Genomic DNA, 21,406 nt, shown 5'->3' with positions numbered 1-21,406 from the left:
GTGCGATGCGGCTTAAACGGTGATGTAGGTGTACCGGCCTTCAGCCTGCAGCAGCGCTATCGCCGCGACCATTGAGGCAACGACCAATACATCGGGAATCGTGTGCGCCAGCATATCCTTGACGATCTGCTCGGGCTGCTCGGTGAGGTTGTTGTGCTTGACCAGTGCGCGTGCCTGTTCTTCGGTTGCAGTGTGGCAGCTCAAAAACTTTACGCCGCGGTGCTGCAGTGCCTGGATGCTCGTGTCCTGATAAATCGAATCGTGACTGTCAGGGTCCTGGGAGGAGTAGTGCAGCTCCGGTCCGGCTTTGCTGGCGTAGAAGGGATTCTTGACGGCAGGCTCGCCGGTGGCGGGATCGGTCACTTTTAACCATGCACCGATCTTGTATTTGTTCCAGATGTAGTCGTCATAGTTGAGCATGTTCGTCGGCCCGTGGAGCGCTGCCACTATCTTGATCTGGTCCACTGGAACTCCGAATCCGAAGTGCAGGCCGTTCAGCGAATTCTTGATGTTATTCAGAAACTTGCCCTCGCCGATCGGAATGACGTCATACACCTGTTTCACTCGCGCTGGAGCCTTGACGACCTTGTCGAAATCGGAAACCTTCCAGTCCGATGTGGTGTAGACGAGCTGCGCGTCTGCGCCGGGCGTCATCGCACCGAGTGTTCCGAGGGCGGAGATGCCGGCTGCTGCGGTGGTGACAAAGGTTCTACGACTCACGCTTTTCATCATGTTCTCTCCTGGTTATAGGTTGAGTGTCTTCGGGTGGCTGTTTCGTCCGGGACGAGGAGCGCGATCCCAATCCGAGGTTGGCCAGGATCTGAAACTTGGGCTGCTCACTCCTGCGCCTGAACTCAGGCGAAGATCGACGCCACAGGATAAGCACCAGCAGAATGAGCGTAGCTGCACCCAGAATGTAGGCGGTCATTTCATCCCCTCCATCTTCATAGAGGCAGATGCAGCAGGTTGCGCCGTGCCGTCCGGGTGGGCCGAATAAAAGGAACGAATGTAGAAAGTGACCGCCTGCACCTCGGCCGGCGTCAGCAGCGGCCACGCCGGCATACCGCTGCCGGGCACGCCGTCGCGGAGGATCTCTGCTGCCGCTTGATAGGAGGGCATCATCTCGTGGAAATTCGCAGGGCGGGGAAGCATCTCCAGCCCGTCCGGCCCATCTCCGGCAGCTTCCTCGCCGTGGCAGCGGGTGCAGTGCGTCTCAAAGATCCTCCTGCCCGACTCCATCAGCACTTCATCGGAGGCATAGCGCTGATCCGGCGTAAGTTCGCCGGCCTGTGCGACCATCGCCACATAGTCCGCTACAGCGCGGAAGTCCGAGCTCGGCAGATCATTCCACGAGGGCATGGACGAGCCCGGCACGCCGGTCTGGAGCACTCGCCAGATAAGATCGTCGGAGAGTTTGAATTCCGCAAGGTTAAACGCGACTGGCCGCAGGCTCTGTCCTCCAATGGAACGGCCATCGGCCTTTTCTCCGTGGCATCCTGCGCAGTTGGCTACAAATACCTGCCGCCCCTCTTCGGTGTCATTGGCTGACGCCGCTACGGGTAGCAGATAGGTCGCCCTCGGCAGTGGAGGAGTCAGCGCTGCCTGCGCCCTGCCCAGCGTGTTCAGGAAGGCAACAAGGTCCCGTGCATCCTGCGTGGGCCGGTCGGGCGCACCGTTGAAGAGCCATGGGTAGGAAGGCATCACCGAATCGGGCACGATGTAGCGCGGATCGTAGAGATGCACCAGTTGCCAGTCGACCGGTCTTTTGCCTGCCTCCCGTGCGAGATCCGGGCCTATGCGCCGGGTGCCCCACATCTGGGGATACTGCTGCTGCGTCTCCCACGCCTGCGTCGGCGTGCCGAAGCGCCACACATCGGCCGGGGTGAAGCGCACCTGCATGGAGTGGCAGTAGGCGCAGCCATCCACCGCGTAGAGATGGCCGCCATGCTGCTCGGCGGCAGTGAGAGTGAGTTGCGCTCCCACTGGCGTGGTCTTGTGGATCGACTCGCGAAGGCGAAATGCAGGATAGACTCCCAGCGCGAGGAACGAGAGAAAGAAGAACACTACGCCCGCGCCGAAAGTCGCCGCATACGCCGTTGTGAACCAGTATTGCGCCTTGTGATCGCGGGGCAGCTCATCCTTCGTATCGAGGGTGAGACCCAGAAATCCTTCGGAGTTGCGCGGCCCTGTCACGAAGCTGAGTCCGAACACTACAAAGCCTGCCAGCAGCACCACGCCATCGATGGTGCGGAAGATCCAGTAAGGCCGGGAAGCGCGTACAGAATCGATCCACGGGATGTGCCGCTGCCACAGCGTCGCCTGCACCAGCCCTGCGGCTGTCAGGTCGAGCACCATCAGGCCGAGTCCGATCACCAGCAGCCAGTAGGACCACGCCATTGCGCGCCGGCTATGCCGCACTCCCGGCATCTGCTGCCATATGTGTCCCAGGCCGCCCATTGCTGCGAATGAGGCAAACCCGATCATCGCCAGATGGGAATGGCCGATGACCCAGTCGGTGAAGTGGATGAAGCTGTTAAACGTCATTACGGCCTGCACCGAGCCCTGGATGCTGACGATGAGGTAGAGCACAATGCTGGTCCACACAAAGCGCATTGGCACGTCGCGCAGGACGGAGCCTTCTGTTGCGAGGCCGATCGAAAGCAGCAGATTCGTGACGACGAGGATTACATCAATGCCCTGATAGATCGAAGCAGCTTCAGAAACACGCTGCGCAGCCATCGGCAGCGAAGAGTAAATGTAATGGTGAATGCCGTTAAGCGGATACACCAGAAACAGCAGCCAGAAGCCCACCATCGAGTAGAAGTGGCTGTAGATTGGCTTGCGCGTGACCGCCGTGATCACAAAGTACTCGACCGCAACGGCCAGAGGCGTGATGAAGACGCCGACCGCATCGTGAATCCACAATCCGCTGAAGGCTGCTCCCATAGCGCCCGGCAGCTCATGCGGCACGATATTGCCGAGCGGATAGGCAAGGAAGGTGAACGTGAGACCGCCGAGCAGATACCAGCCTGAGACGTAGAGCTCCGATGCGCCGCACTTGAGAAATGGTATGCAGAACTGCACGATCATCAGCGCCAGGCACAGCTCGATGACCGCGGCGACGATCAGGGGGAACTCCGCCCACTCTAACGGCTGCAGCACCCCGGCCAGGACCAGCGACCAGCCGCCCAGCACTGCCACAAAGTTATAGACGAAGAACATGACCCAGCCGAGCCGTTCGCTTGTGACCGGGCGCCGCGTCAGATAGGGCACCGCGAAATAGATGAAGGCGATGAATGCATTGCCCAGCCACGCGTAGAGAATGCCTTGCGTGTGGTCATAGCGAAGCCTGCCCCACGTCAGGGCTGCATGGTTCGTCAGAAACTCAGGGACGTGAAACTTGACCGAGACCGCCAGGCCAAACAGCGCGGAAAGCAGCAGCCCGACAAAGGCCGCGTAGGTGTGCGCCCGAACCAGCTTGCTCGCGACCGGAACACGTGCCTGCACTTCGGTTGCAATCATGGGCGCGCGCTCGGCTGGATGGAGTGATCGTGCGGGGCCGAGGTATATGTCTGGTCCTGTTCCTGAGGGAAGGCATTGTCAGGATTCATGAAGCGAATGACCACGTAGGAGATCAGCGTACCGAGCAGCAGCAGCAGCGTCACAAATGCCCTCTGCTTGTTTGACAACGGTCTATCGGCAGAATGAGACATCTGGGCTGCGCTTCCTCTCCGTGCGGGCGTTGTCGGGGCGCGAGGAGTGCTCCCAGCCGTCCCCGCGTCTCTTCACTACACACATGATCTTCCACGCACGACGAAGCGCTGTCCAACTAGAAAGCCTAATGGCGTATAAGAAGTCCGAATGACCGGAGCCAGCAGAAGGCCACAGGCGTGCGTAGAAGTTGTGCCCGATGCCCCGGCTGCTCTTTTCGAATGCCTGACTATAATGCAAGGCAAAGAAAAACTCCGGTCCGGCCTTCAGCGCAAAGCATGAGCAGGTGGCTCAAAACAGAGCGCCTCACTCGCGGCAAAAAACAGCGTACTGTGCCAACCGAGTCCGCCGTGCGTCTCTCTAACGTCAACAGGAGCATTCAATGAGCTTGGAACAACGTCCTTCCGCCGCCGCTGCTGGCACATTCACTATCGGTGGCGATCTCACCGTCAATCGTCTCGGTTACGGAGCCATGCGCATCACGGGCCCCGGCATCTGGGGCCCTCCTGCAGATAAAGAGGCCGCACTCGCCACCGTGCGGCACGCTGTCGAACTCGGCGTCAACATTATCGATACGGCCGATTCCTATGGCCCAAATGTCTCGGAGGAGTTGATCTCCGAAGCGCTTTACCCCTATCCCTCCGGCGTGGTGGTCGCCACCAAAGGAGGCTGGGAGCGTCCGGGCCCGGGGCAGTGGACGCATAATGCCAGCCCAACCCATCTGGCCAAGGCGCTTGAAGGCAGCCTCAAGCGGCTTCGCCTCGACCGCATCGACGTTTACCAGCTTCATGCGCCCGATAATGCGGTGTCGTTCGAGGCATCTGTCGGAGCCCTGGCAAAGCTCCGCGAGCAGGGCAAGATCCGTCACGTCGCACTCTCAAACGTGACCCGCGAACACATCGAACGCGCGCGCCGCATCGTGCCCATTGTCTCGGTGCAGAATCGCTACAGCTTCGCCGACCGCGAGTCCGACTTCATCGTTGATTACTGCGAAGAGAACAACATCGCCTTCTTCCCGTGGGCTCCTCTCGGTCAGGCCAAAGAGGCTCATGAGGCAGTCAAAGCGGTAGCCGCAGAGATGGGGGCAACTCCACTCCAGGTCGCTCTGGCGTGGCTGCTCAAGCGTTCCAGGGTGATCGTGCCTATCCCAGGCACGTCGTCCATCAAGCACCTTGAGGAGAATGTCGCAGCTGCAGCGCTCAAGCTGAGTGAGGCAGCCTATGAAAAACTGTCGGCTGTGAACCATCCGCCGGCGAGCCTGCGAGGCTGAGGAGCAACGCGGAGGGCCTGCGTGCCGCTCTCCGCGTTGCAGCTTTCGGCGCTTCTGGCTCTAACTGTCTTTGCGATATAGAAGCTCGCGGATTGCCTGCCTCCGGGCTTCATTGGCTTCCGCCGTGGTCTTACGCTCGATGGCATCCATGCGATGCGTCGCAGAGGAGTCGTCGGCTTCGGGAGTGCTGCAAGCCGGGCATCGGTTGGCAAAGCCGGGTTTATCCGGCCTCAATTCAAATTCTTCAGAACAGATAGTGCAGACTTTAATGGGAAACGGCATTGGAACTCCATGAGACCTCCTCGGTAGGAGGCGACCTGTCACGGCCAGCTTCAATTTACCTTAGTATGCCCGGGCTTTTCCAGCGGGCTACAGGTTATCGCGCCACGCGCAAGCAGTAGAAAGAACGCAGCTCCGAAGAGCTTGCGCCTGCTTTCTTTGCTCATTTTCTTGCAGCCTGCGTGGCGCAATCGCTAGAAGGGAATATCGTCGTCGGTGATTTCCGCCGAGTTTGCGTAGTCGTCTGCCGGAGCCTGCGAACCGCGCTGGTCGTAGCCCGATGATCCGCCGGAGCGCTGATAGCCGCCGCCGCCACTTTCGCCTTCGCCCCGGCCTGAGAGCAGGGAGAGTTCGTTGACCAGGATCTCGGTCCGGTACTTTTTCTCGCCGGAGGTCTTGTCGTCCCATGAGCGAGTCTGGATCTTGCCTTCAACGTAGATCTTCGAGCCCTTCTTTACATAATCGCGGACAATCTCGGCTGTACGCTTGAACGCAACAAGATTGTGCCACTCGGTCTGGTCCACCCAGTTGCCCGTCTGGTCTTTGGTCCGGTCAGAGGTGGCGAGCGTAAAGCTCGCGACGATTGTGCCACTCGCTGTCGAGCGGATTTCCGGGTCTTTTCCCACATTGCCGAGCAGGATAGCTTTGTTGACGCCTTTGGCCATAACTTTGTTTTTCTCCCGGCGCGTCTGAAGCAGCGCGCAATGCTGAAGAATATCAGATTAGCGGGTCTGCCGGAGGCGGCGATTCCTGAGCCACTTCGCCCCGCCCAGCAGGGTCAGCAGAGAGCCGAAAGGCAGACACATCAGCGCTACGATCAGCGCCAGCCAGCCGGAGTTTGTATGCGGCCCCTGCCTGCCGATTCCACCGAAAACGGTCTTCGTCAGCAGCGCCGCAGCCAGGCCCACAAACAGCGTCGCCAGCCCCGAGCGCAGCAGTTGACGCGTGCCGTCATCGAATGTCGGCTCGTCTGCAGTCTGATGAGTCGCGAGCTTGTGTGTCTGGTCTTCGGGCTTAACGGGGTTGAAAGTCACAGGCGTCATCGATTCTATCTCTAGCGCCATGCAGCCAGCATGGCATACACGACTACCCCGGTCACAGAGACGTATAGCCAGATGGGAAAGGTGAAGCGGGCAATTTTTCGATGCTGGGGAAAGCGCCCGGTCAGCGAAAAGAAAAAGGTAATCAGCACCATTGGAAGCGCGACGACGGAAAGCAGGATGTGGCTGATGAGGATCGAGAGATAAACCGTCCGCGGCGTGCCGTGGCCGGGAAAGATCATGTCGCCGTGCAGCGCATGGTTTGCAATGTAGCTCACCAGAAACAGCACTGAGAAGGCGAAGGCAGTTATCATGGCGGCTCGATGAGCGGCAATCTTTCGCTGGCGGATGAAGGAGAACCCTGCCAGCAGGGCAATGGTGCAGAGCCCATTCAGCACAGCATTCAGCGCAGGCAGGAACATCAGCCTGTCGGCATTAGCCGCCGATGCGTGATGGACGTAGATCAGCCAGAAGAGAAATGCCGAAGCACCGGCGCTGATCGCCAGAATGAGTGCGATCGGCGCCCGGTTGCTGGTGGTGGTCTGCGCTGCTTGCATAGTTGCTGCCTCGTTCTCTTTGCGCTTTACGCCGCTGGCCGGTTGCTGCGGCGGTTGACGATGGCCCAGGATGCGATAAACGTCAGCAGGCAGAAGCCCGCAGTGACTGCCAGATTGATTGCCAGGGGAAAGCTGGTTGCTTGTGCAGGAAAGAGGGCATTGCGCAGTGCATCTACGCCATAGGTCAGCGGATTCAGCAGCATCACCAGTCGCATCCAGCCCGAAGCCCCGCTCGCCGGAAAAAGCGAGCCGGAAAGCATCCACAGCGGTAGCAGGATCAGGTTGACGATCGCATGGAAGGCCTGTGGCGAATCCATCGGCCACGCAATCGTGAAGCCGAGCGCTGTCAGTTCAAAGCTGATCATCAGGATAACGGCCACGCTGATGCCGATGGATGCCAGGCTTGGATGCACCCCGACCAGAGGCGTGAAGACGAGGAACACGATCCCCTGAATCGCGGCCAGCGTCGCGCCGCCCATCACCTTGCCCAGCACGATCGACGAGCGGCTGACCGGCGCTGCCAGCACCGACAGCAGAAAGCCCTCATTGCGGTCCTGGATCAGCGACATCATGCTGAAGATGGCCGTGAAGAGCACGATCATCGCCACCGCACCTGGAAAGAAATAGCCGAGATACTTGTCCGACGATGATCCGCTGGAGTGAAAGCTGTTTGCGAAGCCCGAACCGAGCACCAGCCAGAAGAGCAGCGGGGATGCGATCACGCCCACCACCCGCGCCTTCTGGCGGTAGAAGCGAACAATCTCGCGGCGCCAGAGGGTGTAGGCTGGCAACCAGATACCCGGCTGGGGCACCCGGTTGACGCGCGGCGCGGCAGTGGTTGCGGTCAGAGTAGCCATCAGTTTTCTCCCGTCGTTTTCTCAGTCCAGAAGCGGTGCCCGGTGCGGCGGATGAAGACATCTTCGAGGCTCGGCTTTGAGACCGAAACACCCTCGACTACCCCCGGAAATGCCTCAACTACCTCCGTCACGAAGCGATGTCCCTGTTCCCGCTCCAGGCGCACTGTCTTGCCCAGCGCCTTCGCCGTGACCAGGAAGCGATCGGAGATTTTCCCGGCCAGTTGTGCGGCCGTCTCCTCGCTTGCGGTCTCAAAGAGCACCACGTCACCGCCGATCTGCGATTTCAGATCGAAGGGCGATCCCAGCGCAACCAGTTTGCCTTCGCTCAGAATGGCGAGCCGGTCGCAGTGTTCGGCCTCTTCCATCATGTGCGTGGTCACCAGCACGGTCACGCCTTCTTCATCGCGCAGCAGGCGCAGATACTGCCACAGGTCGCGTCGCGCTCCGGGGTCGAGCCCCGTCGATGGCTCGTCGAGCAGCAGCAGCCCGGGTGAGTGGATCAGGCACTTCGCCAGCTCCACGCGCCGCTGCATTCCGCCCGAGAGCGTCTCCACCAGATCGCCCGCACGGTCAGCGAGCGCCACGCGGTTGAGCGAGTCCTGGATCCGCGTCTTGAGCAGCGAGCCGCTCAGCCCGTAGAGATGCCCCTGGTGGCGCAGATTTTCAGCAACGGTGAGCTTCAGGTCGAGGCTGCGCTCCTGGAAGACGACGCCAATCTGCTGGCGAACCTTGTTCGGCTCGCGAGCCGCGTCGAAGCCCTGAATGCGCGCTGTGCCGCCACTCGGCACCATGAGCGTCGAGAGTATGCGGAAGAGAGTGGTCTTGCCGCTGCCGTTGGGGCCCAGCAGGCCGAAAATCTCCGCTGGCTGCACTGTAAAACTCAGATGATCGAGCGCCAGCCGGCTGCCGTAGTCGTGCGTCAGTGAAATCAGTTCGATAGGAGCGGCTGCGCCGGCGGAGAAAATCTGGCGGTCCGGGGCTCCGGTTTCGATCATTGTTGCCATAGTGTCCTTCACTTTCCTGCCGCGTTGAGCATCAGTACGGTGAGCAGGACAGGCAGGTAGACAACGCTCACCTTGAGTAAATCGCGGGCGTACATTTTTGATTCCACCGCGCTGCGTGCGCGGGTTATCCGCGCAAACCGTATCGTGTAGCCGAGGTACATGAGCCCGAGCACAATCGCCACCGCGCCGTAAATATGACCGGCGATGTGCAGATAAACCGGCAGCAGGCTGACGGGAATCATCAAAACCGCATAGGTCAGAGCTTCGAGCACCGTCGACCATCCATCCGGCTGCACTACCGGCAGCATGCGGATTCCCGCACGGCCATAGTCCTCGCGATAGAGCCACGAAATGGCCATGAAATGGGGGAACTGCCAGACGAAAAGGATGGCGAAGAGCGCAACCGCAGGCCATTCGATGAGGCCCCGCGCGGCGGTCCATCCCAGCAGGGGAGGCATCGCGCCTGGAAAAGCCCCGATGAAGGTCGCGAGCGTTGTCCGCCGTTTGAGAGGCGTATAAACCGCCACATAGGTGAACGCTGTAATCAGCGTGAGAGTGCCGGTGACCAGGTTGGTCGAGTGGGTGAGCCAAAGGGTTCCGCCAATGATGGCCGCCAACCCCAGGATGATGCCGTGGGCGAGGCCGATGCGGCCCGTAGCCATCGGGCGCTGGGCGGTTCGGAGCATCCTGGCGTCCAGCTTGCGCTCCAGGCATTCATTGAGCGCCGCAGATCCGGCTGAGACCAGCCCGATTCCGAGCAGCGCAGTCAGTAGTTCCGGCTGCACGCTGCTGATTCCTGAACGCATTGAGCCGAGGTAGAAACCAGCCCACGCGGTCATCACAACCATGGTCGTCACGCGGATCTTGAACAGTTCGCGATAGTCGGCGATGCGCGAGGCGGTCTCACCCGCACGTAAATGCTCAGAGCCGGCCCCGGTGGGGGAGGCGGTTTCGGATGCAGGCTGCGGGTGTGCGGCAGCGACGGCGGAGCGACTTTCCACAGTGGCAGGAGTCACTCGCAGACCCTCACCGGCGCGGTAGAGGCGGCCGCCTGGGAAGCCCCAGATTTGCAGGAATGGCTCACTCTTCTCATGATAGCAAGCATCGCCTGCCGGGGACGACCCGAGGATGGAGAGTGCCTTCCGCGGCATCAAGCTTGGGGTTTTCATAGCTTTGCTTGCATCCGCGCGAGCATCTGTGCTATCAAATAAACATTCAAGTTTGCTCCTTGTGAGCGGGCCTGAGTTTCATGACGAGTGGCTGAGGGACGGGCCCTGTGACGCCACGACAACCGGCTTGAGCAATTCAAGACATCGGTGTCAACTCTCTCCCGGACTCCGGAAACGGATATGGGGAACATGAGATTCGGGGTGCATGCAGTTTGCGCATCTCGCCAATTTCCAGCAGTTGCAGTGCCGTAGTAGCAGAAGAAGCAGAGTAGTGTCACATCTTTGCCCGTACCATCTCCACTCTCGGATAAGAGGGTGCGATGGCTTTATCTTACGAGTTGCGATGTCGCGAATGCGGCAAGCGTTATGACAACGCTCCGCTGTCGATTTGTGATGAGTGCTTTTCTCCGCTTGAGGTCGTGGTCGATCTCGATGCTGCCAGGGCTGACTTTACCCGCGAGAAGATCGCCGCCGGTCCCACGAGCATGTGGCGCTACAAGGCGCTCCTCCCCGTGCCCGATGATTACGTCCCTCCCACTCCGGCGGGCTGGACTCCGCTGCTCAAGGCGCCGCGTCTCGCCCAGCGCATCGGCGCAACCAATCTCTACATCAAGAACGACGCCGTCTGCCTGCCGACGCTGAGCTTCAAAGACCGTGTCGTCTCCGTCGCTCTGGCAAACGCGCAGATCTTCGGCTTCGACACCGTCGGCTGCTCGTCCACCGGCAATCTCGCCAATGCGGTTGCGGCGCAGGCCGCGCGTCTCGGGCTCAAGACCTACATCCTGGTGCCTGCTGACCTTGAAGCGGCGAAGATTCTCAACACCCAGGTCTACGGCGCAAATCTCGTCCGCATCGACGGCAACTATGACCATGTCAACCGCCTCTGCTCGCAGATTGCCGACCGTTTCAACTGGGGCTTCGTCAACGTCAACCTGCGGCCTTACTACGCCGAGGGCTCGAAGACGGTAGGCTACGAAATCGCCGAGCAGCTGGGCTGGCGGCTTCCGGACAACGTGGTCGTTCCCATGGCTGGCGGCTCGCTGATCACCAAGATTCGCAAGGCATTCAAGGAGTTGATTGCGCTCGGACTCGTCGAGGACAAGCCGGTGCGCTTCTTCGGAGCGCAGGCAACCGGCTGCTCCCCCATCTCCACTGCGGTCAAGACCGGCGCCGACCACATTGAGCCGCAGCGGCCTTCCACCATTGCCCGCTCGCTCGCCATCGGCAACCCGGCTGACGGAGTCTATGCGACCCGCTGCATCCGCGAGAGCGGCGGATGGGCGGAGGATGTCTCCGATGTTGAGATCGTCTCCGCGATCCAGGAACTGGCTGAGACGGAAGGTGTATTCACTGAGACGGCTGGCGGCGTAACCACGGCAGTTACGGCGCGGCTCTATGCGCATGGCCGCATCAAGCCTGACGAACTTACCGTCACCTGCATCACCGGCAACGGACTCAAGACCACCGACGCGCTCAACGGCTGCTACGAAACCCAGCGCGCCGTTCGTCCGCGGCTCACCGACTTTGAAGAATATCTGGAAGAAGGCCATCAGGAATTGGCTTTTGGAGGCGTAAATGTCCGTTAGAGTACTGCTGCCGAATGCGTTTCAAAAACACACCAATGGCACGCGCGAGATTCAATCGAGCGCCACCAACCTGCCGCAGTTGCTCACGGAGATCGAGACCAGTTTCCCCGCACTCAAGACTCACCTCCGCGACGACAACGGACAGGTGCGCCGTTTTATCAACTTCTACGTCAACGAAGAAGACATCCGCTTCCTCGGTAACGAGAAGTATGCCTTCAAGGATGGGGACGAGGTGCTGGTGATCCCCTCGATTGCCGGCGGCGTTGACTGTTGTTGCTGCTCCTACTGCGGCCAGGAAGAGTGCTGCTGCGACTGCTGATCCCGAGGGCAGGCTCCGCGCTTCTGCGCGGGGCCTGCGAGGTCTTCTCGATCATGACAACTGTCACCTCCCTTTGGTGACACCCTCCACTCACGATCCACTCTCTTCCCGCGCGATCCTGTTTCTGCAGTTGAAAAGGAAACAGCGATGCTCGCGACGCTTGATGAACCAACCCCGGTCTACTCTATCCTGCGCAGTCCAGCGGTCGCGCGACTGCATTCTGTAACCAAGCGCTACGGCGCAATCACCGCGCTCGATACTCTCAACCTTGCAATCAATGCCGGTGAAGTACTCGCGCTGCTTGGCCCGAATGGCGCGGGCAAGACTACCGCCATCCGTCTGCTGCTCGGCCTCATTTCGCCTACCGCCGGCAGTGTCCGCGTCATGGGGCGTGATCCGCGCGACTCCGCCACCCGCACCCGCATCGGCGCCATGCTGCAGGTCACGCGCGTGCCGGAGACGTTGCGCGTCCGCGAGCATATCGACCTCTTCCGCAGCTACTATCCTCATCCCATGTCCGTTGCTGAGATCGTGCGTCTGGCGCGACTGGAAGGCCTGGAAGATCGCTTCTTCGGCAAGCTTTCCGGCGGTCAGAAGCAGCGCGTGCTCTTTGGTCTCGCCATCTGTGGCAATCCCGACCTGGTCTTCCTCGACGAGCCGACCGTCGGCCTCGACATCGAATCCCGCCGCGCTCTCTGGGCGCAGGTACGCGAGCTGGCTGCACGCGGCAAGGCGGTTCTGCTCACTACGCATTATCTTGAAGAGGCCGACGCCCTTGCCCACCGCGTCATCGTCATCGACAAGGGAAAGATACTCGCCGAGGGCACGCCCGCGCAGATCAAGACTCGTGTCACCGGGCGAAGAATCCGTTGCGTCACTGACTGCGACCACTCCTGGCTGCGCGCGCTCCCTGGTGTCGCGGATGTTCAGCCGGACCGTGACGCTGTCGTTATCACTGCAACCGCTCCTGAAGCGGTGCTCCGCGAGATGTTTCTCCATGATGCGACTGTCAGCGATCTTGAAGTTTCCACTGCCGCGCTTGAAGACGCATTCCTCGCCCTCACCCAGGCCCAGGCCTGATCCCCTAGAGGAGAAAGTATTATGGCTACCGCATCGATCGCCGCACCCGCACCAGCCGCAGGGCTGGACTTTGACTACTACTTCAAACTTTTTCTCAAGGAGACGCGCTACGAGTTCCTCAACCGCCTGCGCCTGCGCGCCTACTCGCTTTCCGTCATCGGCTTTCCGGTGATGTTCTACCTGATCTTCGGCATTGCGAATCGTCACAGCGAAGGCTTCCACTTCGCGCGCTATCTGCTTGCGAGTTACAGTTGTTTCGGCATGATCGGCGCCGCGCTCTTCGGCCTGGGCGCGGGTATCGCCTTTGAACGCGCGCAGGGCTGGCTCGAACTCAAGCAGGCAAGCCCCATGCCACGGCTCGCTTACCTCGCTGCGAAGACTGTCTCCTGCATGGCTTTTGCTCTTATCATCGTCGCCGTGCTCGTGGCGCTTGCTATTACTGTTGGCGGCGTTCACATGACACTTCGGGAACTGATACAGCTGATTGCCATCACGCTTGCAGGGGCTCTGCCCTTTGCCAGCATGGGGCTGCTGCTCGCTCTTGTCCTGCCTGCGAGTGCCGCGCCCGGCATTATCAATCTCATCTACCTGCCGATGTCTTTCTGTTCCGGACTGTGGATGCCCATCCAGGCGCTTCCGCATTTCCTGCAGCGTATTGCGCCCCTGCTGCCGACGTATCACTATGCGCAGCTGGCGCTTGGCATCTTCGGTTACGCGCAGCCGGGATCGACGCTCCTGCACTGGGACGCTCTGATAGGCTTTACCTGCATCATGCTGGGGACGGCCTGGTTGCTGTTCACGCGCATGAATGCGGACGCTTGAGGCGACCATGACACGCATCCGGCCAGATCACAGGACTACTCCTGCCGAGTTCTTTCTGCGGCATGTTTGGCTCGTCTACACGATCTTCTTTTTCATCCAGCCGGCCGTCAGCCATCAGACTCGGCAATGGATAATGCTGGGAGTAGTGTTTCCCCTGTTCTTCGCACTCTATTGGGGGGCAGGTTACACACGCGGCCGACTACAGAAGACTCTGCTCGCCGCCATGTTTCTCCTCGGTGTCGCCTACACCCCGATGAATGAAGGCGCCTCGGCAATCTATGTCTTTTCCGCGGCCTTCGTGCCCTATGCTTTCCAGTCGCCGCGCTTTGTCAAAGTCTCGCTCGTATTCGCCGCGCTGGTTCTTCTTGCTGAGACGCTGCTCTTCCATCTCAGCTTCTGGGCAACAGGCTTCTCCATCCTCTTTATTCCGGTTGTTGGCCTCATCAACTACGCTTCCGTGCAAAAGCGCGGCGCCGAGGCAAAGCTTCGCATGGCTCACGAAGAGATCGAGCACCTCGCCAAACTGGCCGAGCGCGAGCGCATTGCCCGCGATATGCACGATGTTCTGGGCCATGCGCTTTCAGTGGTTGTGCTCAAGTCCGAGCTGGCTGGCCGCCTGGTCACACAGGATCCGGTTCGCGCACGGCGCGAAATGACTGACGTGGAAGACACTGCGCGCAAAGCCCTGGCTGAAGTCCGCGAAGCTATTCGCGGCTATCGCTCGGAGGGTCTTGCGGCCGAACTTGAACGCGCGCAACGTACCCTCGATGCCGCAGGGGTCACTCTACACTGTCCTGCAAAACCGCCCTCGCTTGCTCCTGCTGAGGAGACGGTCGTTTCCCTGATTGTGCGTGAAGCGGTTACAAATATTGTTCGACACGCAGAAGCAAGTCAATGTGAGATGAATTTCTCAAACGGCAATGGAAGACTGCTTTTTACAGTCAGGGATGATGGGCGCGGGTGTATTCGTGATGAGGGTAATGGTCTGCGAGGCATGAGAGAGCGGGTCGAGGCTCTGGGCGGACGCTTCTCAATAGAGGCTGCCAACGGTACGGAGTTATTGATTGAGATTCCGGTGCGCGCATGAGCCGCAAGATTCAGGTCATGGTTGCTGAAGATCAGGCGATGGTTCTCGGCGCTCTCGCTGCCCTGCTTGAGACCGAGCCCGATATTCAGGTCTCCGCACGTGCGTCCAACGGCCGTGAAGCGCTGAAGCAGATCGCAAAGAGCCTTCCCGATGTCCTCATTACGGATATTGAGATGCCGGAGATGACCGGGCTCACCCTTGCTGCTGAGGTCCGCGAACGCTACCCTCAACTCCACGTCATCATTCTCACCACCTTCGCGCGGCCAGGCTATCTGCGGCGCGCGCTGGACGCTGGCGCGAAGGGCTATCTGCTCAAAGATCGTCCTGCTGCCGAGCTGGCGGAAGCTGTCCGCCGTGTCCATCGCGGCCTGCGTGTTGTCGATCCGGAGCTGGCTGCCGAGGCGTGGAGCTCCGGCGCAGATCCGCTTACCGACCGTGAGCGCCAGATCCTGTGGCGCGCCGGCGAGGGCCGCACCAGCTCGGAGATCGCCGCCGAGCTGCATCTGTCGGAAGGAACGGTTCGCAATTACCTCTCGGAGGCCATCAGCAAACTGGGAGCCGCCAATCGGGTTGAGGCGGCGCGCATCGCCCGCGCCAAGGGCTGGCTCTGACCAGCAGCATCGTGCGATTGTTTATGCTCCCTGCGCGGAGGCAAATTCCCGCTGTCCGGTTCGATTGACATAGGCGCTGGGACGCAACTGCACGCTGCGGTGCGCTGCCGCCTGGGGGTGGCCGATCATGTATTGAATCCCCACTCGGCCTGAGCACTCGATGCCACACTCCCAGCGATAGCCATCCTTGTCGAGACCTGCCGTGAGCTCGCGCATGTCGTCCAGCGAATAGCTGCGCAGGCAGGAAAGCCATCCGTCGATCAGCAGGGTCAGGGGAATCACGGGCAGCACGTAAGTCCAGAAGAGTCGCGACCAGCGAAAGGGCCGTATCGCCGGGGTTAGCAGCAGGTTCAGCAGCGGTACTACGAGGACAAAGAGCATCATCCGTGCCGTCGGTTTTGCGGCCTCGAAGATTGCAATGCCCTGCTGCTGTTCACATGCGTCTCTCAACATGGCCCGCGCCTGCGCCGGGCTAAAGTGGTGAAAAGAGGAGAAGAGGGTGCGAAAGCCAGTCAGTCGCGGGGGCAGGTGGCTCGCATCGATGGATTCGGCCTCGTAGCGGATTGTTTCGCTCGATGCGGTCGCGGCCCGCGCGAACGCGTCGTAGTTCGGATATTTATCGGTCAGGCAAATAGAGACAGATTCGTGCAGGCGGCCGGCCATGCTTGGCCACGGGCCGCCTCCGCCCGAGCAGAGATCGACGATACTCGAGGTCTCTGCCTTGTTCAGCGCAACTTCAAGAAGCGGCAGCACAGGCCCATAGCTGTTGCCCGCGCTCCACAGCGATTCCAGCGCATCTGTAACCAGATCCCGGAGGAAAGCCGGATACCATCGGCTGTCGTGAAGTTCAAACCATTCTTTGCGCTGCATTCATCCCTCGTTCACTCTTGGATGCGAAAGGGAAGGCTACTCCACGGATAGCTTCCGTTCAACCGTTTTCATCGTGCACAGGTTCTCAGCGCGCTCCGGCCCAGTATCCCGCGAGCGAAAACGGAGTATCCTTCGTCATTATGCTCAGGAACTTATGAGCGCATTCGAGGGACAAGCCGGTGGCTGGCTCTATGCCGCCTCCGCTGCATCGGTGGATACGGACGAGATCATCGCATCGCTGGCGGCTGAGTATTCGACAGCACTCTACCGGGTCGCCTATTCCGTGACTCGCAACGCCGCAGAGGCAGAGGACGCGGTGCAGGAGACCTTCCTGCGCGTACTGCGCCATCAGGCCAAGCTCGGTGAAATTCGCGACGCACGCGTGTGGCTGGTGCGCATTACCTGGAACATCGTCCTTGACCGCAAGCGCCGCTCAAAATCGCGTCCCGAGACGGATGACCTGACGTATGTGGCGCGCACTCTGGCCGCCGATGCTCCCGGCGCCGATCAGGAGCTTGTCCACTCTGAGGCGCATGCGCGCATTCTGCGGCTGGTGGATGAGCTGCCCCGCAAGGAGCGCGAAGCGCTGCTCTTGACGGCCGTCGAGGAACTGTCCACGGCGCAGGTCGCCGCCGTCCTCCGAACTACCGAATCGTCTGTGCGGTCCAGGATCTTTCGCGCCCGTAAACAGTTGTCCGCGCTGCTCAACCGAGAGGGGATCAGCCGATGAACCACCACGAAGAACACCATCATGATCGTCAGATTGACGCAGCCCTGGGCCTGCTTTCCCGGGTCAAGCCCGATGCCGGGTTAGAGCGCCGTCTCCGTGCGCGGCTGGCCGAACAGAGCCGCCGCACCGGGCGTCCCAGGCTGCTGCGGCTGCAGCGCTTCGGCCTGGGGCTGGCCGCGACTGCTGCCGCCTTTGCTATCGTCACCGGCTCTGTGCGTCACTCCCATGAACTGACCCTGCCGCCACCGCCCGTGCGTCTCGGCTCAGCTGAGGCGGGTGTGGGCACGGCCTCGGCCGCCCGCATCCCTGCCCAGGCCATTCCTGCTCCAGCAAGGAAGCATGGTCGATGGGAGCGAAAACACTTCAGAGGCCGCGCCGAGCTGAAGACACCGCCCCGCCGTTCACCCGGTGTGGAGCCGGCGCTGCCTGTTGAGCAGCCCTGAGCCGCGCTTCTGCTCTCCGGTTCCTTCATTTTGTGACTTCGCGCCGGCCGGCAATCTGCATCCTAACCTGTAGGAATGCGAGTGCAGGGCTGCTCGCGTTCTGGCCATCACGACCGCCATGCACGAGTCCTTCTGCGTATTGAGTCGTTGATATCGCACGACAACGGACATCCGCAAACTTCTGAAGATACCCGAGGAGCTCTATGTACCATCATGTGAAGAAGTTGATGTATACCGTTAACATTGGAACGCCCGACCCCGCCTTTGGCAACATGCTGTTGGAGCAGTTCGGCGGCGCCAACGGCGAGTTGGCTGCAGCCATGCAATATACAGTGCAGGGATGGAACTGTGAGGATCCGGCTCGCAAGGACCTGCTCATGGACATCGGCACGGAGGAACTGAGCCACCTGGAGATTATCGGTGCGCTCACCCGTATGCACATGAAACCGCTCAAGACCAGCCGCGAGGCAGCAGAGTCTGATCCCATGGTCACGATTGCAGGGGGCGGAGGCGTGAATCTCTTTAACTCCGTAGGGGATGCCTGGACTGCCAACTACCTCAAGGTGACCGGCGATCTCTACGTCGACCTCCACAGCAATATCGCCGCGGAAGCCCGCGCGAAAATCGTCTACGAAAGGCTGATCTCGTTCACGGATGATCCCGGCAGCAAGGAAGCGCTGCAGTTCCTGATGACGCGCGAGATTACGCACATGCGCGCCTTTGCTTCGGCACTTGAGAGCATGGGCAAGCCCGCTTTCACCGTAGGAACAATCGCACCCACGCCAAATCTGGTGGATCAATACTTTGATGGCTCTACGGGAAGCGGTGAGGAAGGCGAGAATACGACCGGTCCATGGAATAACGGTCAGGCGGGACTCAAAGTGGTCGCGTCAGACATGGCGGGAAGACGGGCAGGCGAAGAGCTTGACGTCAAGCCCTACATGCCCAAGCCGGGAACACTGCCCACCTCCCCTGCCGATTCCACGCCGGTTGGGGCACATACCAAGGGCGAGCAGTCAAAGCATGGTTGGGAAAAGGTCAAAGATAAACTTGCATCCTGACTCCTCCTTTTTCGCCTCCATCCTGTTCTCCATCCCGCGTCCGCTCTCAGGCCGGGATGGAGAATTGGGAGCAGTAAATCGATGGCAATACACTCCAGCCGCTCACCCATGTAGATTCTAGGCATGGTCGCAGACGTCTCCCACTTTATTCGTCGCCTACCGAAGGCCGAGCTTCACCTGCATCTGGAGGGCACCATCACGCCCGAAACGCTGGTGGAGCTGAGCGCCCGCCACGATGCTTCTCCGCTCACCCTGGAAGCCGCCCGCGCTCTCTATCACTACACCGACTTCACCGGCTTCATGATGGCCTTTAAGGCGGTCACCGAGCGGCTGCAAAGCCCGGAAGACTACGAGCTCATCACCTACCGAATGCTCGAAAAGCTGGCCGCGCAGGGCGTGGTCCACGCGGAGGTCTACGTCTCCGTAGGCGTCGTCTACTACTGGCGCAAGACCGAGTTTGAACCCCTCTTTGCCGGTATGGAACGAGCCCGCCAGTGGGCGGAGCGCGACTTCGGCATCACCCTTTATTGGATCTTCGATGCAGTGCGCCACTTCGGCCCGGAGGAGGCTGCCCGGGTCTTCCGCAAAGCCGCCGAACTGCGTCTCACCCATCCCAGCGTCATCGGCATCGGCATCGGCGGCGATGAGCGCCGCACCGGCTCCGAGCCTTTCCGCGAACTCTATGCCGAGGCCCGCGATGCCGGTCTCCGCCTTACGGCGCATGCCGGCGAAACCGTCGATGCCGAGGGCATCTGGGGCGCCATCAACATCGGAGCCGAACGCATCGGCCACGCGCTCTCGGCGATCGAAGACCCGGAGCTGATGGCGATCCTCGCGGTTCGCCAGATTCCCCTGGAGATCTGCATGACGTCGAATGTGCGCACCGGCTGCTGCCTCGCGCTTCATGAGCATCCAGTCCGCAACTACTTCGATGCGGGTCTGATGATCACCCTCAACTCGGACGATCCTGCCATGTTCGGCAGTGATCTGGAGGGGGAATACAGGCTGGCGCACCGCGAATTCGAGTTCACTCCCGAGCACCTTCGCGAGCTTGCGGGTAACTCCATCGAAGCTTCGTTTCTCCCTGCCGAACGGAAGATCGAGCTCCTGCGCCGCATCGAAAATCTTATGTAACTGGAAATTTACTTCTGCCGATAACATCCACAGCGAAGCCCCGGCGAACTGCGCTATCATTTCTTCATGAAGCCATTTGCACCATGCAGGCTTTTGCGATCGAGAAGGAAAGGCCTGGTGATCCCTTTGCCCGGAGTAGCAAATAAATGTGGAGACGGTTCGCCTGCGATCAAGGCGATTGGCTGGGCGTCAGTCGCCGTCGGAGTTGCAGCACTGGGCCTCATCGTAGGCCGCGAACTCCGCTTCCGCTATAAGTTCAACCGCCGCACGCCCTCTGATCTCTACTCCCACGCCGGCGATACCATGGAAGTCGCGGCTGAATACGGCATGGGTATCTAGCCCGTCTGCGGCTGGATACCTGCTTGAAAGAGATCTCTTCGTCTGTCGCTCACCACGAAAACAACAGCAGCAGTGCAGCCGTCAACGCCAGGGGCATTACCACTGCTCCTGTCTTCAAAAACTCCCAGGCTGTAATCTCCTCGCGCTCGCGCCGGAGCGCGATCAGCCAGAGAATAGTCGCCAGCGAGCCAGTCACGGACAGATTCGGCCCCAGGTCTACCCCGATCAGCACAGAATGAAGAATGATGGGCGCACTATGCGCCCGTTGCAGGCTGATGCCGGAGGCGAGCCCCACCGGCAGATTGTTCATGCCGTTGGACAACAGCGCGACGGCAAACGCCGCGATAAACTTCGCATAGCCATCCGCTGTATGCATCAGCCAGCTGAGCCCCGCCTGCGAGACCTGCAGCATGCCCGCTCCATTCAGAGCCTCGACGATGATAAACAATCCCCCCACCAGGGCGATCACCGGCCATGAGATGCCTTTGGCCGTCGTCTTCCATACCTGCCTGTCACGGGTGCTCACCAGCGCAAGGGTAAGCAGCCCCGCGGCAAACGTAGGCGCTCCCAGCCGCCAGCCCGCTGCAGATGCGAGTGTCAGCGTCATGGCCGCCATCGCGATTCCGGCCAGTGAGAGCTTGCCGGCTGTCGAAAGCCCTCCATCGGGTTCAGGCATCTCGACGGCACAATCGAGATCGCGCCGCGAGAGCAGCCGCAACACAACAAATGTGACCGCGATGGAAGCCATCGCCGGCAGCAGAAAGACCCGCAGCCATGCCATCAACGAAGGGAGCTTCTCTCCAAAGACGACGAGGTTGGCAGGGTTTGAAATCGGCAGCACGAAGCTTGCTGCGTTGGCGATGAACGCGCATGCCAGCAGATACGGTTTCGCCTTCACTTTGGCGTGGCGCACCACCGCAAGTACGGCCGGCGTCAGCACGACGGCCGTTGCATCGTTCGACAGAAAGACGGTGACGGCCGTGCCCGCAAGATAGATCAGCAGGAAGAGCCTGGCGGCCGACCCATCTGCACGCCGCGCCGCGATGTTTGCGATCCAGTCAAAGACCTTTTCCTGCCGCGCGACTTCGGCCAGCGTCATCATACCGAGCAGGAAGAGGTAAACATCGTGGCCCTCGTATATTGCGTGGCCTGCATTCCTGAGCGTGACAGAGTGTGTAAGCACGAGCAGGATTGCCCCGGCGCTGATCCAGACGGCTTCCGGCAGGCCCTTCGGCCGCAGCAGCATCAGCAGAATGCTGAGCAGGGAAATACCCCAGGTCAGGAAAATATGGAGGTTCAAATCGTGCATCTTTGATCCGTTCGCTCTTATTTTGAAGTTTATGCGATTGCCGGTGCGACACAGCCGAGCCGCAGCCACTGGGGGAAGCTCATGCTCCTTCCGCTGGTGACAGCGTTGCTATGCTGTCCTGATCATCA

General features: G+C 60.4%; 25 protein-coding genes and 1 riboswitch. Of the genes, 12 read left to right on the top strand and 13 right to left on the bottom strand.

From position 1 onward, the window contains the following. Positions 1-12: 12 nt before the first annotated feature. Genes C7378_RS09670 through C7378_RS09655 form a run of 4 tightly spaced genes read right to left on the bottom strand, consistent with a single transcriptional unit; the run spans position 13 to position 3,713 of the window. A complete protein-coding gene (locus tag C7378_RS09670; protein WP_131995295.1) occupies positions 13-720 on the bottom strand; it encodes a hypothetical protein in 708 nt (235 codons plus the stop codon). Then, complete coding sequence (locus tag C7378_RS09665) at positions 710-928, bottom strand: hypothetical protein (protein ID WP_131995292.1); 219 nt, start codon at positions 926-928, stop codon at positions 710-712. The genes C7378_RS09670 and C7378_RS09665 overlap by 11 nt, the downstream gene beginning before the upstream one ends. After that, the gene (locus tag C7378_RS09660; protein WP_131995289.1) at positions 925-3,522 is read right to left on the bottom strand and encodes a cbb3-type cytochrome c oxidase subunit I; all 2,598 of its coding nucleotides are present in this window, start codon (positions 3,520-3,522) and stop codon (positions 925-927) included. Before C7378_RS09660 ends, C7378_RS09665 begins: the two co-directional genes overlap by 4 nt. Beyond that, positions 3,519-3,713, bottom strand: coding sequence for a hypothetical protein (locus C7378_RS09655; protein ID WP_131995287.1), 195 nt, complete (start codon positions 3,711-3,713; stop codon positions 3,519-3,521). Before C7378_RS09655 ends, C7378_RS09660 begins: the two co-directional genes overlap by 4 nt. 380 nt (positions 3,714-4,093) lie before the next feature. Between C7378_RS09655 and C7378_RS09650 the strand changes: the two genes are divergently transcribed. After that, positions 4,094-4,981, top strand: coding sequence for an aldo/keto reductase (locus C7378_RS09650; protein ID WP_131995284.1), 888 nt, complete (start codon positions 4,094-4,096; stop codon positions 4,979-4,981). Positions 4,982-5,041: 60 nt separating this feature from the next. Here the strand turns inward: C7378_RS09650 and C7378_RS09645 are convergent, their stop codons facing one another. The 7 genes from C7378_RS09645 to cyoE all read right to left on the bottom strand — a co-directional run bounded on the left by C7378_RS09645 (position 5,042) and on the right by cyoE (position 9,887). Continuing rightward, positions 5,042-5,263 carry a hypothetical protein gene (locus C7378_RS09645; RefSeq protein WP_131995281.1) on the bottom strand — a complete coding sequence of 74 codons (222 nt, stop codon included), beginning with the start codon at positions 5,261-5,263 and terminating at the stop codon, positions 5,042-5,044. 191 nt (positions 5,264-5,454) lie between these two features. Continuing rightward, the gene (locus tag C7378_RS09640; RefSeq protein WP_131995278.1) at positions 5,455-5,925 is read right to left on the bottom strand and encodes a single-stranded DNA-binding protein; all 471 of its coding nucleotides are present in this window, start codon (positions 5,923-5,925) and stop codon (positions 5,455-5,457) included. A gap of 57 nt (positions 5,926-5,982) precedes the next feature. Further along, entirely contained in the window at positions 5,983-6,303 is a 321-nt protein-coding gene (locus tag C7378_RS09635; protein ID WP_243648164.1) for a hypothetical protein, read from the bottom strand. Positions 6,304-6,314: 11 nt separating this feature from the next. Further along, the gene (locus C7378_RS09630; RefSeq protein ID WP_131995275.1) at positions 6,315-6,857 is read right to left on the bottom strand and encodes a DUF420 domain-containing protein; all 543 of its coding nucleotides are present in this window, start codon (positions 6,855-6,857) and stop codon (positions 6,315-6,317) included. Positions 6,858-6,883: 26 nt separating this feature from the next. Continuing rightward, positions 6,884-7,714 (bottom strand): ABC transporter permease, encoded by an 831-nt coding sequence (locus C7378_RS09625; RefSeq protein ID WP_131995272.1) that lies wholly within the window; start codon positions 7,712-7,714, stop codon positions 6,884-6,886. Next, positions 7,714-8,718, bottom strand: a complete 1,005-nt coding sequence (locus tag C7378_RS09620; protein WP_243648163.1) for an ABC transporter ATP-binding protein — start codon at positions 8,716-8,718, stop codon at positions 7,714-7,716. The genes C7378_RS09625 and C7378_RS09620 overlap by 1 nt, the downstream gene beginning before the upstream one ends. An 8-nt stretch (positions 8,719-8,726) precedes the next feature. Continuing rightward, on the bottom strand, positions 8,727-9,887 hold the full coding sequence (gene cyoE / locus C7378_RS09615) for a heme o synthase (protein WP_243648162.1): 1,161 nt from the start codon (positions 9,885-9,887) through the stop codon (positions 8,727-8,729). 75 nt (positions 9,888-9,962) lie between these two features. After that, positions 9,963-10,083, top strand: a riboswitch (SAM riboswitch). Positions 10,084-10,207: 124 nt separating this feature from the next. On the opposite strand from cyoE, the gene thrC reads away from it, so the two are divergent. The 6 genes from thrC to C7378_RS09585 all read left to right on the top strand — a co-directional run bounded on the left by thrC (position 10,208) and on the right by C7378_RS09585 (position 15,392). After that, a complete protein-coding gene (thrC, locus tag C7378_RS09610; protein ID WP_131995269.1) occupies positions 10,208-11,473 on the top strand; it encodes a threonine synthase in 1,266 nt (421 codons plus the stop codon). After that, positions 11,463-11,792, top strand: coding sequence for a MoaD/ThiS family protein (locus tag C7378_RS09605; protein ID WP_131995266.1), 330 nt, complete (start codon positions 11,463-11,465; stop codon positions 11,790-11,792). Before thrC ends, C7378_RS09605 begins: the two co-directional genes overlap by 11 nt. A 147-nt stretch (positions 11,793-11,939) precedes the next feature. Next, positions 11,940-12,872 carry an ABC transporter ATP-binding protein gene (locus tag C7378_RS09600; protein WP_131995263.1) on the top strand — a complete coding sequence of 311 codons (933 nt, stop codon included), beginning with the start codon at positions 11,940-11,942 and terminating at the stop codon, positions 12,870-12,872. A gap of 21 nt (positions 12,873-12,893) precedes the next feature. After that, a complete protein-coding gene (locus C7378_RS09595; RefSeq protein ID WP_131995260.1) occupies positions 12,894-13,694 on the top strand; it encodes an ABC transporter permease in 801 nt (266 codons plus the stop codon). 7 nt (positions 13,695-13,701) lie between these two features. Further along, positions 13,702-14,781 carry a sensor histidine kinase gene (locus tag C7378_RS09590; RefSeq protein WP_165876727.1) on the top strand — a complete coding sequence of 360 codons (1,080 nt, stop codon included), beginning with the start codon at positions 13,702-13,704 and terminating at the stop codon, positions 14,779-14,781. Next, on the top strand, positions 14,778-15,392 hold the full coding sequence (locus tag C7378_RS09585; protein ID WP_131995255.1) for a response regulator transcription factor: 615 nt from the start codon (positions 14,778-14,780) through the stop codon (positions 15,390-15,392). The genes C7378_RS09590 and C7378_RS09585 overlap by 4 nt, the downstream gene beginning before the upstream one ends. 21 nt (positions 15,393-15,413) lie before the next feature. Here the strand turns inward: C7378_RS09585 and C7378_RS09580 are convergent, their stop codons facing one another. After that, positions 15,414-16,262, bottom strand: a complete 849-nt coding sequence (locus C7378_RS09580) for a class I SAM-dependent methyltransferase (RefSeq protein WP_131995252.1) — start codon at positions 16,260-16,262, stop codon at positions 15,414-15,416. A 154-nt stretch (positions 16,263-16,416) separates the two neighbouring features. Here C7378_RS09580 and C7378_RS09575 point away from each other — a divergent pair, with 154 nt between their 5' ends. From C7378_RS09575 to C7378_RS09555, 5 genes are all read left to right on the top strand, one after another. Further along, entirely contained in the window at positions 16,417-16,992 is a 576-nt protein-coding gene (locus tag C7378_RS09575; protein ID WP_131995249.1) for an RNA polymerase sigma factor, read from the top strand. Next, the gene (locus C7378_RS09570) at positions 16,989-17,435 is read left to right on the top strand and encodes a hypothetical protein (RefSeq protein WP_131995246.1); all 447 of its coding nucleotides are present in this window, start codon (positions 16,989-16,991) and stop codon (positions 17,433-17,435) included. The genes C7378_RS09575 and C7378_RS09570 overlap by 4 nt, the downstream gene beginning before the upstream one ends. 203 nt (positions 17,436-17,638) lie before the next feature. Next, positions 17,639-18,496, top strand: a complete 858-nt coding sequence (locus C7378_RS09565; protein WP_131995243.1) for a manganese catalase family protein — start codon at positions 17,639-17,641, stop codon at positions 18,494-18,496. A gap of 123 nt (positions 18,497-18,619) precedes the next feature. Further along, positions 18,620-19,630, top strand: a complete 1,011-nt coding sequence (gene add / locus C7378_RS09560; RefSeq protein WP_131995240.1) for an adenosine deaminase — start codon at positions 18,620-18,622, stop codon at positions 19,628-19,630. A gap of 117 nt (positions 19,631-19,747) precedes the next feature. Then, positions 19,748-19,969: a hypothetical protein gene (locus C7378_RS09555; protein WP_243648160.1), complete on the top strand. Its 222-nt coding sequence runs from the start codon at positions 19,748-19,750 to the stop codon at positions 19,967-19,969. Positions 19,970-20,018: 49 nt separating this feature from the next. On the opposite strand, the gene C7378_RS09550 is transcribed toward C7378_RS09555, so the two are convergent. Then, the gene (locus tag C7378_RS09550; protein WP_131995237.1) at positions 20,019-21,278 is read right to left on the bottom strand and encodes an arsenic transporter; all 1,260 of its coding nucleotides are present in this window, start codon (positions 21,276-21,278) and stop codon (positions 20,019-20,021) included. Positions 21,279-21,406: the final 128 nt, after the last annotated feature.

Origin of the sequence: Acidipila rosea (assembly GCF_004339725.1) — a bacterium.
Lineage (GTDB): Bacteria > Acidobacteriota > Terriglobia > Terriglobales > Acidobacteriaceae > Acidipila > Acidipila rosea.
The sequence above is the reverse complement of the archived record's forward strand: the minus strand, read 5'-3'. Positions and strand labels throughout refer to the sequence as shown.

Coding starts and splice junctions, on each gene's coding strand:
- C7378_RS09665 (WP_131995292.1), bottom strand. CDS start 928: ATGACCGCCTACATTCTGGGTGCAGCTACGCTCATTCTGCTGGTGCTT.
- C7378_RS09660 (WP_131995289.1), bottom strand. CDS start 3,522: ATGATTGCAACCGAAGTGCAGGCACGTGTTCCGGTCGCGAGCAAGCTG.
- C7378_RS09655 (WP_131995287.1), bottom strand. CDS start 3,713: ATGTCTCATTCTGCCGATAGACCGTTGTCAAACAAGCAGAGGGCATTT.
- C7378_RS09650 (WP_131995284.1), top strand. CDS start 4,094: ATGAGCTTGGAACAACGTCCTTCCGCCGCCGCTGCTGGCACATTCACT.
- C7378_RS09645 (WP_131995281.1), bottom strand. CDS start 5,263: ATGCCGTTTCCCATTAAAGTCTGCACTATCTGTTCTGAAGAATTTGAA.
- C7378_RS09640 (WP_131995278.1), bottom strand. CDS start 5,925: ATGGCCAAAGGCGTCAACAAAGCTATCCTGCTCGGCAATGTGGGAAAA.
- C7378_RS09635 (WP_243648164.1), bottom strand. CDS start 6,303: ATGACGCCTGTGACTTTCAACCCCGTTAAGCCCGAAGACCAGACACAC.
- C7378_RS09630 (WP_131995275.1), bottom strand. CDS start 6,857: ATGCAAGCAGCGCAGACCACCACCAGCAACCGGGCGCCGATCGCACTC.
- C7378_RS09625 (WP_131995272.1), bottom strand. CDS start 7,714: ATGGCTACTCTGACCGCAACCACTGCCGCGCCGCGCGTCAACCGGGTG.
- C7378_RS09620 (WP_243648163.1), bottom strand. CDS start 8,718: ATGGCAACAATGATCGAAACCGGAGCCCCGGACCGCCAGATTTTCTCC.
- cyoE (WP_243648162.1), bottom strand. CDS start 9,887: ATGAAAACCCCAAGCTTGATGCCGCGGAAGGCACTCTCCATCCTCGGG.
- thrC (WP_131995269.1), top strand. CDS start 10,208: ATGGCTTTATCTTACGAGTTGCGATGTCGCGAATGCGGCAAGCGTTAT.
- C7378_RS09605 (WP_131995266.1), top strand. CDS start 11,463: ATGTCCGTTAGAGTACTGCTGCCGAATGCGTTTCAAAAACACACCAAT.
- C7378_RS09600 (WP_131995263.1), top strand. CDS start 11,940: ATGCTCGCGACGCTTGATGAACCAACCCCGGTCTACTCTATCCTGCGC.
- C7378_RS09595 (WP_131995260.1), top strand. CDS start 12,894: ATGGCTACCGCATCGATCGCCGCACCCGCACCAGCCGCAGGGCTGGAC.
- C7378_RS09590 (WP_165876727.1), top strand. CDS start 13,702: ATGACACGCATCCGGCCAGATCACAGGACTACTCCTGCCGAGTTCTTT.
- C7378_RS09585 (WP_131995255.1), top strand. CDS start 14,778: ATGAGCCGCAAGATTCAGGTCATGGTTGCTGAAGATCAGGCGATGGTT.
- C7378_RS09580 (WP_131995252.1), bottom strand. CDS start 16,262: ATGCAGCGCAAAGAATGGTTTGAACTTCACGACAGCCGATGGTATCCG.
- C7378_RS09575 (WP_131995249.1), top strand. CDS start 16,417: ATGAGCGCATTCGAGGGACAAGCCGGTGGCTGGCTCTATGCCGCCTCC.
- C7378_RS09570 (WP_131995246.1), top strand. CDS start 16,989: ATGAACCACCACGAAGAACACCATCATGATCGTCAGATTGACGCAGCC.
- C7378_RS09565 (WP_131995243.1), top strand. CDS start 17,639: ATGTACCATCATGTGAAGAAGTTGATGTATACCGTTAACATTGGAACG.
- add (WP_131995240.1), top strand. CDS start 18,620: ATGGTCGCAGACGTCTCCCACTTTATTCGTCGCCTACCGAAGGCCGAG.
- C7378_RS09550 (WP_131995237.1), bottom strand. CDS start 21,278: ATGCACGATTTGAACCTCCATATTTTCCTGACCTGGGGTATTTCCCTG.